General features: G+C 48.4%; 13 protein-coding genes. 11 read left to right on the top strand and 2 right to left on the bottom strand.

The annotated features are described in order from the left end of the window. Positions 1-122: 122 nt before the first annotated feature. The 11 genes from icd (at position 123) to ADS79_RS05260 (ending at position 12941) form a co-directional block, all read left to right on the top strand. Positions 123-1406, top strand: a complete 1284-nt coding sequence (icd, locus tag ADS79_RS05210) for an NADP-dependent isocitrate dehydrogenase (protein ID WP_049737358.1) — start codon at positions 123-125, stop codon at positions 1404-1406. A gap of 51 nt (positions 1407-1457) precedes the next feature. Next, a complete protein-coding gene (mdh, locus tag ADS79_RS05215) occupies positions 1458-2396 on the top strand; it encodes a malate dehydrogenase (RefSeq protein WP_049737359.1) in 939 nt (312 codons plus the stop codon). Positions 2397-3328: 932 nt separating this feature from the next. Next, positions 3329-4024, top strand: a complete 696-nt coding sequence (locus ADS79_RS05220) for a response regulator transcription factor (protein ID WP_049737360.1) — start codon at positions 3329-3331, stop codon at positions 4022-4024. Positions 4025-4038: 14 nt separating this feature from the next. Continuing rightward, positions 4039-5802, top strand: a complete 1764-nt coding sequence (gene pnpS / locus ADS79_RS05225) for a two-component system histidine kinase PnpS (protein ID WP_049737361.1) — start codon at positions 4039-4041, stop codon at positions 5800-5802. Between the two features lie 93 nt (positions 5803-5895). Continuing rightward, positions 5896-6552: a phosphate signaling complex protein PhoU gene (gene phoU, locus ADS79_RS05230; protein ID WP_049737362.1), complete on the top strand. Its 657-nt coding sequence runs from the start codon at positions 5896-5898 to the stop codon at positions 6550-6552. A 189-nt stretch (positions 6553-6741) separates the two neighbouring features. Next, a complete protein-coding gene (locus tag ADS79_RS05235) occupies positions 6742-7830 on the top strand; it encodes a PRK06851 family protein (RefSeq protein WP_049737363.1) in 1089 nt (362 codons plus the stop codon). A gap of 64 nt (positions 7831-7894) precedes the next feature. After that, positions 7895-8833: a VanW family protein gene (locus tag ADS79_RS05240; protein ID WP_049737364.1), complete on the top strand. Its 939-nt coding sequence runs from the start codon at positions 7895-7897 to the stop codon at positions 8831-8833. 189 nt (positions 8834-9022) lie between these two features. Beyond that, positions 9023-9451, top strand: a complete 429-nt coding sequence (locus tag ADS79_RS05245) for a MarR family winged helix-turn-helix transcriptional regulator (protein WP_049737365.1) — start codon at positions 9023-9025, stop codon at positions 9449-9451. A gap of 9 nt (positions 9452-9460) precedes the next feature. Then, positions 9461-10120, top strand: a complete 660-nt coding sequence (locus ADS79_RS05250; RefSeq protein WP_049737366.1) for an HlyD family efflux transporter periplasmic adaptor subunit — start codon at positions 9461-9463, stop codon at positions 10118-10120. A gap of 6 nt (positions 10121-10126) precedes the next feature. Then, the gene (locus ADS79_RS05255) at positions 10127-11356 is read left to right on the top strand and encodes an efflux RND transporter periplasmic adaptor subunit (RefSeq protein WP_049737367.1); all 1230 of its coding nucleotides are present in this window, start codon (positions 10127-10129) and stop codon (positions 11354-11356) included. A 13-nt stretch (positions 11357-11369) separates the two neighbouring features. Next, positions 11370-12941, top strand: coding sequence for a DHA2 family efflux MFS transporter permease subunit (locus ADS79_RS05260; RefSeq protein ID WP_049737368.1), 1572 nt, complete (start codon positions 11370-11372; stop codon positions 12939-12941). A 47-nt stretch (positions 12942-12988) separates the two neighbouring features. Here the strand turns inward: ADS79_RS05260 and ADS79_RS35545 are convergent, their stop codons facing one another. Both ADS79_RS35545 and ADS79_RS05265 read right to left on the bottom strand, forming a co-directional pair. Further along, positions 12989-13138 (bottom strand): hypothetical protein, encoded by a 150-nt coding sequence (locus tag ADS79_RS35545; RefSeq protein WP_162839505.1) that lies wholly within the window; start codon positions 13136-13138, stop codon positions 12989-12991. Further along, positions 13095-14045 (bottom strand): DMT family transporter, encoded by a 951-nt coding sequence (locus tag ADS79_RS05265; RefSeq protein ID WP_049737369.1) that lies wholly within the window; start codon positions 14043-14045, stop codon positions 13095-13097. The genes ADS79_RS35545 and ADS79_RS05265 overlap by 44 nt, the downstream gene beginning before the upstream one ends. Positions 14046-14162: the final 117 nt, after the last annotated feature.

A 14162-nucleotide genomic window follows, 5' to 3' on the forward strand; every position in this document is an offset into this window, starting at 1 on the left:
GTATTCAGCCATGCTGTTCACTCCTTAAGCGCAAGCTTGAGAACTACCACAGGCAGTGGTAGTTCTCCTACGTCTGGAAATATTCCAAATCAACTACTAACTTCAACACTGGAGGGATTCTTGTGTTTAAAAACCTGACTAACCCAACTGCCGGCGAAAAAATCCAAGTGGATAACGGCAAACTCGTAGTTCCAAACAACCCGATCATTCCTTTCATCGAGGGTGACGGTACTGGCCCTGATATCTGGAATGCATCTGTTCGCGTTTTGGATGCAGCTGTAGAAAAAGCATACAACGGCGAAAAGAAAATCGCTTGGTTCGAAGTATTCGCTGGTGAAAAAGCGTTCAACCAATACAACGAGTGGCTGCCAGAAGATACGTTGACTGCAGTTCGTGAGTACCTGATCGCAATCAAAGGACCTTTGACTACTCCAGTAGGTGGCGGAATCCGTTCCATCAACGTAGCACTGCGTCAAGAGCTGGATCTGTATGCTTGCGTACGTCCTGTTCAATACTTCGATGGCGTTCCATCCCCAGTGAAACATCCTGAATTGACTGATATGGTAATCTTCCGCGAGAACACTGAAGACATCTACGCTGGCGTAGAGTGGGCTGAAGGTACTCCAGAAGTGAAAAAAGTAATCGAGTTCCTGCAAAAAGAAATGGGCGTGAAGAAAATCCGTTTCCCAGAAACTTCTGGTATCGGTATCAAGCCTGTTTCCAAAGACGGTACAGAGCGTCTGGTTCGTGCAGCAATCGACTACGCGATTGACAACAAGCGCAAATCCGTTACCCTCGTACACAAAGGCAACATCATGAAGTTCACAGAGGGTGCTTTCAAAAGCTGGGGTTATGCACTGGCTGAAGCAGAATATGGCGACAAAGTGTTCACATGGGCACAATACGATCGCATCAAAGCTGAAGGCGGCGACGCTGACAAAGCACAAAAAGAAGCAGAAGCAGCTGGCAAAATCATCGTAAAAGACGTGATTGCTGACGCGTTCCTGCAACAAATCCTGACTCGTCCAGCTGAGTACGATGTAGTAGCAACCCTCAACCTGAACGGTGACTACGTATCTGACGCTCTGGCTGCACAAGTAGGCGGTATCGGTATCGCTCCAGGTGCAAACATCAACTACCTGACTGGCCATGCGATCTTTGAAGCAACACATGGTACAGCTCCTAAATACGCTGGACTCGACAAAGTAAATCCATCCTCCGTGATTCTGTCCGGAGAAATGATGCTGCGTCACCTGGGCTGGAACGAAGCAGCTGATCTGATCATCAATTCCATGGAAAAAACCATCTCCTTGAAAACTGTAACATACGATTTCGCTCGTTTGATGGATGGTGCTTCCGAACTGAAATGCTCCGAGTTTGCTGACGCTTTGATCAAAAACATGTAAGATAGTTTCAAGCATCAGTTTTCACAATTTACCATTCGGAGGGGAATAATCATGGCATTCCAACGCAAAAAAATCGCTGTTATTGGTAGTGGTTTTACTGGAGCAACGACTGCATTCATTCTTGGACAAAAAGAACTGGGTGACGTCGTGCTGGTTGACATTCCTCAACTTGAGAATCCAACTAAAGGGAAAGCATTGGACATGATGGAATCCTCACCGGTATTGGGTTTTGATTCCAACATCACTGGTACTGCTAACTATGAAGATATCCAAGGTGCTGATCTCGTCATCATCACTGCTGGTATTGCTCGTAAGCCTGGCATGTCCCGCGATGACCTGGTGAATACCAACGCCAGCATCATGAAATCTGTTGCTGAGCAAGTGAAAACTCATGCGCCAAACTCGATCGTCCTCGTCCTGTCCAATCCGGTCGATGCGATGACTTACACCTTTTTCAAAACGTCTGGCTTCCCGAAAGAGCGCGTAATCGGTCAATCCGGCGTCCTCGATACAGCACGCTTCCGTACTTTCGTTGCGATGGAGCTGAACGTATCTGTAGAAGACGTATCGGGCTTTGTACTCGGTGGTCACGGTGATGACATGGTTCCATTGGTTCGCTACTCATATGCTGGCGGCATTCCACTGGAAACATTGATCCCGAAAGATCGGCTTGAGCAAATCGTAGAGCGCACGCGCAAGGGCGGCGGAGAAATCGTCAACCTGCTGGGTAACGGCTCTGCGTACTATGCTCCAGCGGCTTCCCTGGTACAAATGGCTGAAGCGATCATCAAGGACAAGAAGCGTATCCTGCCTTCCATTGCTCTCTTGCAGGGCGAGTACGGCTACAACGACATCTACCTTGGTGTACCAACTCTTTTAGGTGCAAACGGTATCGAGCGAGTAATTGAGCTTGAGCTGACTGCAGACGAAAAAGCAGCTCTCGACAAGTCTGCTGATTCTGTTCGCAATGTCATGGCTGTTTTGAAATAGCTTTCTGATCGAATGAACAAAGACGTCTTTCTTCTTGAAAGGCGTCTTTTTTGTTGCTGGTGGGTGGTCGTGGCTTCTGTGGAGGGGAGGAAACAGGAGAAAACGCTCCAGGTACTTGGGCCTCTAGCGGGGAGAGTGTCACTGTCCGCTTCCGGGGAAAAAGGGAAACCGCGTCCAAAGTGGTCCTTGCAGGATGAGTGTTCAGAGGTGGACGCTTAAGAGCCTGTTTCCCTTTTTCCCCTCCAGCTTTGTAGGAGTCCCAAAGACCCCGCTTTTTTCTCCTGTTTCCTCAGCCAGCTGTAGAGACATTTGAAGCTTGAATGACATAGCTTGTTAAACAAGGATGGAGGGCTTTGGTCAGCTAGAGGGCTTTGGGAATAGAAAATCAGCTTCAATAAATGGAAGCGGCCTCTGTATCGGCAATCAAAATCTCTTTAAAGGGAATCTTTGCAAGCTAGTTTCGGACCCCAAAAAAAGCTACTGATGAGGAAAGAGGAGAAATAAGCGAAAGCTCTTTGGGATACCAACCGAGGCGCAGAGGAAAAAACGAAACACGCTTTTAAGCGTCCACCTCTGAGAGACCTCCCTGAAGCAGCCACTTTGGACGCGGTTTCGTTTTTTCCTCGGAGCCGGGCACATACGGCTTCCCAGCTAGTATCCCAAGAAGCTGGAGCGTTTTCTCCTCTTTCCTCGCCTCCACCATAAACAACGATGAAGTATGCACTGATGCCCGGGCCCAATCCGAGGAATACTACTTCACAACAACATGCGTATATACCCTTTACAGACTAGCCCTAATCACCTTTACAAAAAAATAACTTGTCTTCCGGTTTCAGCATTGGCAGACTGAGAGTTGTAGAGAGAAGAAACAAAAGAGGACAAGGTCTGTGTAAAAAATTTGCAGCATTGCATTGCTAGGGGGAAACGAACCGATGATTAAGGTTTTGGTAGTGGATGACGAAGTCTCCATTGTAAAACTGTTGCAATTTAATCTGGAAAAGTCAGGTTTTCAGGTGGTCACCGCTTTTGATGGCAGACAGGCATTAGATATGGTGAAAAGTGAGCAGCCCGATTTTATTATTCTGGACCTCATGCTTCCAAAAATGGACGGGATGGACGTTTGCAAGACACTTCGCCAAGAGCGAATCAATACACCGATCCTGATGCTGACCGCTAAAGATGACGAGCTGGACAAGATTCTGGGCCTCGAGCTCGGAGCGGATGACTATTTGACTAAGCCTTTTAGCCCGCGAGAAGTCATTGCCCGCGTCAAAGCCATTCTACGTCGTTTTCAAGCGACACCAGAGGCAGCTACAGCCCCTGAAGACGTGGTTTTGCAATTTGGCGAGATTCGCATCTACCCGGAAAAATATGAAGTGTTCTGCAAGGATGCAAAGGTCGAGCTGACTCCGAAGGAATTTGAACTTCTTCATTACTTGGCGAGCCACCATGGCCGGGTATTGACGCGCGACCAGCTGCTCAATGCGGTATGGAATTACGACTTTATTGGTGATTCTCGTATCGTCGACGTTCATGTCAGTCACCTGCGCGAAAAGCTTGAGGATGATACGAAAAATCCTCGCTATATTAAAACCGTACGCGGATTAGGATACAAACTGGAAGGATAACTGGAGGCACTACCTTGACTCGCTTTCGAATTAAACTCACGCTGACCATACTCGGATTAATATCGTTGGTCCTTTTGCTAATGGGCATGTATTTTGCTAAGGTGCTGGAAAATTCCTATCTCCAGTCGCTGCATGAGCTGTTATCCCGTGAGTCCAAGCTCGTCGCACAGGCTGTTCGTTTTCCAGATGTCTTTTCCAATCAGTCTACACTTGAGGAGCGCGTCAAGCAGGTTGCGCCAACCGAGGAAGTACGGCTTACGGTCATCGATGAAAAAGGCCAGGTGCTCTACGACAACAGCTCTCATGCAGACGAGATGGAGAATCATTTTAACAGGCCGGAATTTATGTCAGCACTAAAGGGCCAAACGGGCATCTCGCGGCGTTATAGCGAGACGCTCCGCTATGACATGATGTATGTCGCCGTACCGGTTGAGCAGGATTCAAAAATCGTCGGTGCCGTACGATCTGCCATGTCGATGAAAGACATCACTGACACGATTCACAATATGTGGTACAGCCTTCTAACGGGGCTGTTGGTTACGCTGGTGGTTGGTTCGATTGTCGTATCTCGCATTTCTTTTTCCATCATTCGGCCAATCGAGGAAATTACTCGCGTAGCCCGGAATATCACACAGAGGCAATATGAAAGTAGGGTACGGATCAAAGCCAAGGATGAGATTGGGCAGCTGGCCGGAGCGATTAATTTCATGGCTTCAAGCCTGGAGCAGCAGATGTACGAGATATCAGAAAACCAGCAGCGGCTATCCGGGGTTCTGACAAACATGACCAGCGGTGTAATTTTCATCTCGGAGCAGCGCCGAATCATGCTCGTCAACCCGGCTGTCGAGAAGCTGCTTGGAACACCTGGACATGAAATTGTAGGCAAGCTCCATATCGAAGCGGGAAAAAGCTTTGGGCTCAGTCAGTATATCGATCGTTGTCTGGACAAAAGCGAGAAGTTTCGGCAGGAAGTGCATATCTACTACCCACAGGAACGCGTCCTAGACGTCAATTTTGCCCCCTACATCAATTTCAAGGGAGAGGCGAGAGGGGTAGTCGTGGTCCTGCACGATATTACCGAAATTCGGCGTCTGGAAAAGATGCGTAGTGATTTTGTTGCCAACGTATCGCACGAGCTGCGCACACCTATTACCTCGATCAAGGGCTTTACCGAGACGCTGCTCGAAGGGGCCATGCAGGATGAGGAGACATGTCGCAACTTCCTGCAAATCATCTCGGATGAGAGTGAGCGACTTTACCGGATGATCCGCGACATCCTGGACCTGTCCAAGATTGAGCAAAAACGGATTCCTCTGCAAGTGAGCAGAATTCATCTGCAGGATATGATTTCTTCCGCAGTTGCGATCATGAACGATCAGGCGCAGCGCAAGGAACTGACGATTACATTGCCGACCCCGCAGCCTGAGATTTATCTGATGACCGATCGGGATTGCTTACAGCAAATTATTTTGAACCTGTTGACCAATGCGATCGCCTATACCCCAGAAGGCGGAGCGATTACCATCCGCACAGAAAAAGAAGACCAGATCGTGAAAATTCAGGTGATCGATACGGGAATTGGTATCCCGGAAAAAGACCTGACGCGTATTTTCGAGCGTTTCTACCGGGTGGATAAAGCTCGCAGCAGAGATTCTGGCGGGACAGGACTGGGTCTGGCTATCGTCAAGCACCTGGTCGATAACCTGCACGGGCATATTCGTGTCGACAGTATCGAAGGAAAAGGAACCATCTTTACCGTTACTATCCCGTATACCTAAAATATTTACACAAAGATCATAGTACCTTTACCTGTACAATATAATCCCCTTGTACTATTTGTCGTGACAGACAATTGAAGGGGGATAAGGGAAATGACGCGGCATGCTTTTGAAGAGCAACTGGATGTTCTACACCGGAAGCTCTTGACGATGGGGACATTGGTTGAAGAAGCCATTCACAAGTCCATTAAAAGCCTGGTAGAACGAGATATGATGCTGGCAGAACAGGTGATTACGCATGACCCTGTTATCAACGAGCTGGAACAGGAGATTCAAAGCGAATGCTTTCGCTTGATTGCGCTTCAGCAGCCAGTTGGAAGCGATTTGCGCCTGCTGGGAACGATGCTGAAGCTGGTTACGGACCTGGAGCGAATGGGAGATCATGCGGTTTCGATCGCCAAGACGACCCGTCGTTTGATGGCTGAGCCATATGTCAAGCCATTGATCGACATCCCGTTAATGGCTGATCACGTGAAAGCGATGGTCCGAGATTGCTTGAATGCCTATATCGCGCGCAACAAAGAAGCAGCAGAAGAGATAGCGGCACGCGACGATATTGTAGACAAACTGTTCTCGACGATCTTCCGTGATTTGATTGAGGTCATGACCAAAAACGGAACGGCCATCTCGCAGGGAACGCATCTTTTGCTCGTTGCTCAGTATCTCGAGCGGATCGCTGACCATGTTACCAACATTTGCGAGTGGATCATCTACATGTCTACTGGCAAAATGACTGATTTAAACAAGTAAGGAAATGACAGTATAAATAAACGAATAGAAGTCGTTGTGAGCCCATGCTTGCAACGGCTTTTTGGCGTTGTGCGAATGGCGTCTTCATGGATAAAAATGATTGTACAGGTCATGACAAATGCCCATTTTCCTCTTCACTGCATACAATACATCGTTCGCTACGGCAGACGAAGCACTGGAGGGATTGACATGGCTAAAAAAGAGCGCCATATCTATGCGGCTGGCAATACTGCGAGAGGATACAAGACGTTTTATGATTCCGTGCTGGAAGGACTGGATCGAGTCTATATCCTGACAGGAGTCGTCGAAGGGATCACGTCTAGCGTGATTGAGACGATCGGGAAGGAAATGGGCAGAAAAACGAATCAAATCGAGTGGATACACTCTCCTTTTATGAACGGACAGTATGACGGCGTCATTTTTCCGGAATGGAAAGCAGCAATCGTAGACGGCAGCTATCCACGCATCTGGAGGCCATCTGCGCCAGGTGTCACGGAAATTCATGTGAACCTGCAGACTTCAGTAGGTGTCGACCACCTGGAACGTTATAAAGTTCATATTGCCGCCTGGTACGAGGAGATTTTCCGTAAAAGCGAGGAGGCGTATGCAGCATACGGCGAAGCCTTGCGTATTCACGATGAATGGGAGGCGCCCTACATCGCCAATCTCGACCGGGAGAAGGCGAATCAGGTAACCGAAGAGGTCCTGGGCCTGTTCTTTGGAGAAGAAAATCTGGAGAAGAAGTCCAAGGTGCGGCGCATGTATTTGGGAGCGGCAACTCCCCAAGGTCCCGTGGATCATATCATGAAGCTTACGGATGATATGCAGAAGCGCTATTTTATCAAAGGACGTCCAGGCTCAGGAAAATCTACCATGCTGAAAAAGCTAGTCACAGAGGCAGAAAAACGTGGCTTTGATGCAGAGGTGTATCATTGCGGTCTCGACCCTCATAGCTTGGACATGGTCATTATTCCTGAAAAAGGTCTCGCTATCTTTGACAGCACCGCACCTCATGAGTACTTCCCAAGCAAAGAAACAGACGAAGTCATTGATATGTACGAACGGGCCATTGACCCAGGCACTGACGACGCGTACGAGGCAGAGCTAACGCATATCAAGGCCCGATATCGCCAAAAAATGCAAGAGGCGACCGCCTTGCTGGCATCAGCACAGGAGCTGCGGGAGCAACTTAATAGCGTCTATGTGGAGGTCACGGACCAGCCCCGACTCAAAGCGGTAGCTCAGGCCATCATGAGCAGACTTGAGCGTATGGCGTAATCCTTCCAATATCGCATGAAACCCGTTCGACTGCTCATACTACAAGAAGGAGGTGAGCAGTCGGATGGGTTTTGCTTTGACAATGGCCCTGCTTCTAGTGGCGAATCCCCTGGATCCCATAAGCTTCTTACAGGTACAAATGGAAGAGCAAACGGTTGCCGTGGCAGATCGGGGTGACTACACACTGCCATTCGACGGGGTATCCCTCGTGGATGTGAATCGCTTACAGACAATGATGGAAGCCTTGACGAAGCTGGCGTATAAAGAACCAGTCAATGCGACAATTAGTAATAGTGGCGCAATCGTCCCTGAAAAAAAGGGGCGTAAGCTGCATGAAGAAAAATTTCTTCAGCAGTTTTATGAATACTATTACGGCGAAGGCCCACGTACTTTACAAATACCACTTCAAGTTATTTATCCAAAAGTAGACCAAGCCCTGATGAGCCAGGTCAGGAAAAGAACGATTGGGCAATATACCACTTATTTCAATTCGCGAAACAAAAATCGCTCTCATAACATCATGCTGGCTTCGAATGCGATCAACAATTATGTCGTGCTGCCAGGTGAGATATTTTCCTTTAACAAGGTCGTAGGTAAGCGTACGAAGGAAAAAGGCTACCTGCAAGCACCTGTCATTGTTAGAGGAGAGCTGTCAGAAGGAATTGGGGGAGGGATCTGCCAAGTTTCTTCGACGCTTTTTAACGCCGTGGACAAGGCTGGCTTGCATATTGTGCAGCGGTATTCCCACAGCAGAGATGTCGCTTATGTCCGTCCGGGAAGGGACGCCACTGTGAGCTGGTATGGTCCTGATTTTGTTTTCCAGAACAAATACGCCTATCCGATCATGATCCGGGCACGTTCCTACAATGGCAGCATGTATGTATCGGTTCATTCCTTTCCAGAAATTGAGTACGAGCCAAGACATGTACCAAGCGTGAATCAAAGTACCCCGGAAGAAGGCCCAGCGAGCCCGCCAATCTTAACCGAACCAACAATGCCTTGAGGTATTGTTGGTTTTTCATTTTCAGAGGAAAAAAGCTCTCGGGAGGGGTTCGGGTGAGCTGGAGAAAAGTTTTGTTACCTAGTTAAAATTTAATGTAAAGAAATAGTTGCCACAGACCCAAAAAAGTCGTATAGTGTTTCGTGTGATAAAATTTCGCGTACGAAATATTAGGTAGGAAAGGAGTGTATCATGAACAAACCATTGCATATCCGGGACTTGCTAAAACGTTTGAATAAGACGTTTGGCACAATGGCTACTAAGGAACTGTGCAAATACGGCCTAACGGTCCCGCAGTTGGTGGTCATTCGGCAGATTCAATGCGAGCCCCGAACGATCGGGCAGATAAGCAAAGCCGTTGATCTTTCGTATAGTACAGTTTCTGGTATTATTGATCGCCTGGAGAGAGAGCAACTGGTCGAGCGGGTGCGTGACGAAAAGGATCGTCGTGTAGTCTGGATTCGAAAGACTGAAAAAATAGTAGAACTGTTTGAAAAAGTGGACCTTCTGTCAGGCGAATATTATAAACGAAGCTTCCACGGATTTTCCGAGAAGGATCTGGATGGCATTATTCACTCATTGGAAACGTTGATTACGAAATTAGAAGAGATAGAAAGTTGAGGAGAAACCATGAAGCGAAAACTGGTATTGTATGTCATTTTGCTCCTGCTCGTGGTAGGTGGCGGAGGCATCGGTTATTACTACTGGTATCAAGGTGCACACTATGTGACCACGCAGGACGCTCGCATTGCTGGAGACATTTATCGCGTCATGCCCAAAATGACAGGCAAACTGACCGGACTCGCGGTAAAAGATGGCGACGCCGTAGTAGCTGATCAAATCGTTGGGCAGCAGGACACAACAAACGTTGCAGGCAACCTGTTGGAAAACAGCGTGTTGCGTTCTCCTATCACAGGTACCGTCATTAAGACCCAGGCAAAAGAGGGAGAGGTTGTCTCGATGGGACAATCAGTTGCTCTCGTCATTGATGAAAGCAAACTGTACATCTCCGCTAACCTGGAAGAGACAGAGATCGAGCGCTTGAAACTTGGCCAAAAAGTGGATTTCACGCTGGACGCATACCCAGGCAAGAAGCTGAGCGGACACTTGATGGAGATCGGGAAAGCAACAAACTCTACGTTCTCCTTGATGCCAGCTACCAATACAAGCGGTAACTTTACCAAAGTAACCCAGCGTATTCAGATCAAAATCGCCATTGATGACACAGCAGGTCTTCATTTGGCCGCCGGTTTGAACGCCGAGATCAAAGTGCACGTGAAGGAGTTGTAATGAGGCATGAAAAAAGCAGCACAATGGAAAACAATCGCTGTAGTGATGGCGGCCGTTTCGCTTATTGCCGCTGGCTGTAGTGATTCGTCTTCGCCATCTTCCGCATCAGAATCGCTCCCGGTTGTGAAAGCGTGGAAGGTGACCTCGAATGCCTCAGGCTTGATTGCAGGCGGTAAAATTGTTCCGTCTGAAGAGGTTTCCGTCGTTTCCAAAGTTTCCGGCAAAGTAGCGAACGTAAGCGTAAAAGAAGGCTCCGTTGTAAAGAAGGGTGACGTTCTCGTTACGCTGGAGCAGGCCGACTACCAACAGCAAATTAATCAGGCACAGGCTGCAATTGCAGGGGCACAGGCAAAGCTTCGTGACACAAAGGCAGGAGCACGTACAGAGCAGCTCCAGCAGCTGTCCAGTGGCTTGCAACAGGCAGAAGCTACCCTGAAAGTATCCGAGAGCAACTACAACCGGATGAAGGCCCTGTTTGACTCGGGGGCATTATCTGCAGCGGAATTGGAAAAAGCTACGCTTGATCTGGAAAAATCCCGTTCTGCGGTAGAGCAGTCCAAGGCTTCATACGATCTGGCAAAAGCCGGTCCAACCTCTGATACGGTTGCAGCCCTGCAAGCAGAGGTAAGCCGTCTGAACTCCAGCCTGGAGATGGCTAAAAACGGCTATGACAACACTGTGGTTCATTCGCCAATCACTGGTATTGTAGCGAAGAAAAACATTAATCCAGGCGAGATGGCAGGAGCAGGCGCACCACTTCTGGTCGTCGTGGATATGAATGAAGTCAAAGTGGAAGCAAGCGTTTCCGAGGATCAGATCAATAATGTAAAGGTTGGCTCTACTGTTGATGTGAAGGTAGGCAGCCTTGGCGGTAAAGTAATGACAGGAACTGTTGAATTCGTTTCTCCGATTTCTGACACCAACAGCACTTCGTTCCCGATTAAAGTAAAAGTAGCAAATCCGGATGGACTGCTGCGCGCTGGTATGATTGCGGAGGTTGTACTGCAAGGGCAAGCAGAACAAGGAACCAAAGTACCGACAACCGCTGTTCTTGAAAAGGGCGGCAAGCATTACATCTATACGCTTGATCAAGACGTTGTACATGAAGTAGAAGTGACAGTCGATAGTGCTAGTGGTGATTGGACTACAGTCTCAGCTGGTGTAAAAGACAACGATCAAATAGTGCTAAACCCGACGGACAAATTGTCTGAGGGCAGCAAGGTGATCGCAAACTAACGGGGGTGATGACATGGCGGAAGCGGTGGCACAGCGGGAGGAAAAAGGCGGAAACGGCGGAATGTGGTTGTCTCTTCTCGCTATCCTCTCGGGAACCTTCGTTGCGATTCTGAACAACAGTCTGATTAACGTCGCCTTACCAACAATGGTCAGCATCTTCGGCTCCTCTACGGAGACGATGCAATGGGTGCTGACCGGATATATGCTGGCAAACGCGGTCATGATCCCGATGAGCGGTTCCTTGTCAGCAAAGTTTGGAGCTAAAAAAATATTTGTTCTATCGCTATCGTTCTTTACAGCTGCCTCCGTCTTATGTGCACTTGCCTGGAGCGACACCTCGCTTATCGCGTTTCGTGTCATCCAGGGGGTAAGTGGAGGAATGATCATGCCGATCGGAATGTCGATGATCTACATGATCGTACCACGTGAAAAAATCGGGATGGCACTCGGGATTTTCGGGATTGCCTCGATGACGGCTCCTGCTCTTGGCCCAACCTTGGGTGGGTACCTCATTGAATTTTTAAGCTGGCAATTTCTGTTTTTAGTAGGGGTGCCATTTGGAATTTTTGCGGTCATCATGAGTATGGTGCTGCTCAAGGAAACGCCGAAAAAGCCGGAGCTGAAGTTTGACTTCCTCGGAGCAACCTTGGCGATCGTTGGTTTTGGTACTCTCCTCCTCGCGTTTAGTAAAGGGCAGGCGGAGGGCTGGACATCCTTTTTCATCGTGAGTTTGTTTTTCGTTGCGATTATGAGTCTGGCGCTTTTCATTTGGGTAGAGCTGGGCAAGGAAGCGCCGCTTTTGGACCTGAGGTTGCTGAAAATCCCTGTCTTTTCGATCAGTATTCTGACATCTGGCTTTGTCATGATGGGGATGATGGGCGGGATCTTCCTGATGCCGATCTTCCTGCAAAACATTCAGGGCATGACCGCGATGGAGTCTGGTCTCTTATTGATGCCACAGTCGATTGCCATGGCGATCATGATGCCGATCAGTGGTAAGTTGATGGATAAATATGGAATCGGCCCGATTGGACTCATCGGCTTATCGATCATGAGCATTACCACATTTGAGCTGCACAATCTGGCAGCAGACAGTATGCATTCCTGGATGAACATGATTTTGACGATCCGTGGAGTCGGAATCGGTCTCTGCATGATGACGCTGTCTACAGTAGGGATGAACGCTGTTCCGCGTACAAGTGTAGGGGATGCCTCACCGCTCTCCAACGTATTACGGCAAGTGTTGAGCTCGTTTGCGATTGCGATTTTGACCGTTATCATGCAAGCGCGTCAAACCTTCCATCTGGCATCGATCTCCGACAATTTGAACAGCGACATGGCCACACAATTTATTAGTGGCATCTCTGGCATGTATACACAGGTAGGTGTCGATGCTGCCAGTGCATCTGGTGGAGCGAGTACGATCTTGTTCGGGATGATGGCGAAAGAGGCGATGGTTCAAGGAATCGGGGACACGTTCCTGATTTCTGCCATACCGATTGTAATCTCGATTCCATTGCTTTTTTTCCTACACAAAAAGCCGAGAAAGCCGGATGCTCCACAATCACAAAAAACAGCAGCCTAAATCTGGCTGCTGTTTTTCTCTGTATACAGGTTGTCCGATCCGAAAAGTTACGAGGTGATCAGCTTGAAAAGGAAGAAAATGATTCGCCCTACGATATATCCCAGCAAAATCGTCCAGCCGATTTTTGCCCAGACGTTCAGGCCCGCTATAAACTCACGCAAGCTTTTCCGGCGAGGTGGCTGCTGGTTTTGATTCATCGGTGCTCACTCCTTTGGCGCTTTGATTGTAACGAATGAACAAGTAAATACCTGCGATAATAATGAGGCCACCGATCCATTGTGGCAGCGTTACGACTTCGCCGAGGATGAAGTAAGCCAGGATTGCAGTTCCGATCGGTTCTCCAAGAATCCCCATCGAAATCGTGGTCGTGTTTAGCCACTTAATGATCCAGTTGAAAATCGAGTGACCGAGCAATGTTGGAAAGAGGGCGAGACAGAAGAACCAGCCCCAGTCAGCAGCAGGATACCCAATTAACGGGTAGCCCAAAACAAGATCATACGCAACCAGGATCAAGCTTGTCGCAGAATATACGACCAGCGTATAGGCGAACGATGACATGTGCTGACGGACATATTGCCCGACGAGCCAATATCCAGTTACCGTGGCGGCACCAAGCAGTGCGAGCGCGTCACCTAAGAGCGCCATGCCTCCTACCTGAAAATCCCCCCAGCCAATAACAAAGCTGCCAACAACGGCAAGCAAGCCACCTGTGAGTGCCAGTAAGCGAACCTTTTCGCCAAAGAAAAAATAGCCTCCAATAAACGCAAATAATGGCTGCAGCGTAACCAGAACTGTAGAGCTGGCTACAGACGTGTAGTTAAGCGACTCAAACCAGAGCAGGAAGTGACTCGCTAAAAAGGCGCCTGACAATAGACAGAGTAGCCACACTTTTTTTGGCATTTTTACAATTTCGCTGACTGCTCCGCGATTCCAAAACAGAAAAGGCAGTGTCAGCACGACAGAGAAAACAAGCCGATACGTAGCAATAATCGGTGCTGGCGCAGCAGACAGCTTGACAAAAATTGCTGATGTTGAGATGGCGATGACACCGATTAGCAGTGCCAAATAAGGCGGAAATAACGGTTTGTCCAATGATTTTTCCATGTGTACACCTTCTTGTGCTGATTCATCCACGATGGACTCTATTGTACCGTTCAGGTGAAGAATTCACAATGTTATGCGTACCCAGTTGATTGAAAGGTTTTTTTTCAAACGGGAAAT

It is taken from the genome of Brevibacillus reuszeri (assembly GCF_001187725.1).
In the GTDB taxonomy this organism is placed as follows: Bacteria; Bacillota; Bacilli; order Brevibacillales; family Brevibacillaceae; genus Brevibacillus; species Brevibacillus reuszeri.

Coding starts and splice junctions, on each gene's coding strand:
- ADS79_RS05235 (WP_049737363.1), top strand. CDS start 6,742: ATGGCTAAAAAAGAGCGCCATATCTATGCGGCTGGCAATACTGCGAGA.
- ADS79_RS05250 (WP_049737366.1), top strand. CDS start 9,461: ATGAAGCGAAAACTGGTATTGTATGTCATTTTGCTCCTGCTCGTGGTA.
- ADS79_RS05265 (WP_049737369.1), bottom strand. CDS start 14,045: ATGGAAAAATCATTGGACAAACCGTTATTTCCGCCTTATTTGGCACTG.
- ADS79_RS05260 (WP_049737368.1), top strand. CDS start 11,370: ATGGCGGAAGCGGTGGCACAGCGGGAGGAAAAAGGCGGAAACGGCGGA.
- mdh (WP_049737359.1), top strand. CDS start 1,458: ATGGCATTCCAACGCAAAAAAATCGCTGTTATTGGTAGTGGTTTTACT.
- ADS79_RS35545 (WP_162839505.1), bottom strand. CDS start 13,138: ATGAATCAAAACCAGCAGCCACCTCGCCGGAAAAGCTTGCGTGAGTTT.
- ADS79_RS05245 (WP_049737365.1), top strand. CDS start 9,023: ATGAACAAACCATTGCATATCCGGGACTTGCTAAAACGTTTGAATAAG.
- ADS79_RS05255 (WP_049737367.1), top strand. CDS start 10,127: ATGAAAAAAGCAGCACAATGGAAAACAATCGCTGTAGTGATGGCGGCC.
- ADS79_RS05240 (WP_049737364.1), top strand. CDS start 7,895: ATGGGTTTTGCTTTGACAATGGCCCTGCTTCTAGTGGCGAATCCCCTG.
- phoU (WP_049737362.1), top strand. CDS start 5,896: ATGACGCGGCATGCTTTTGAAGAGCAACTGGATGTTCTACACCGGAAG.
- ADS79_RS05220 (WP_049737360.1), top strand. CDS start 3,329: ATGATTAAGGTTTTGGTAGTGGATGACGAAGTCTCCATTGTAAAACTG.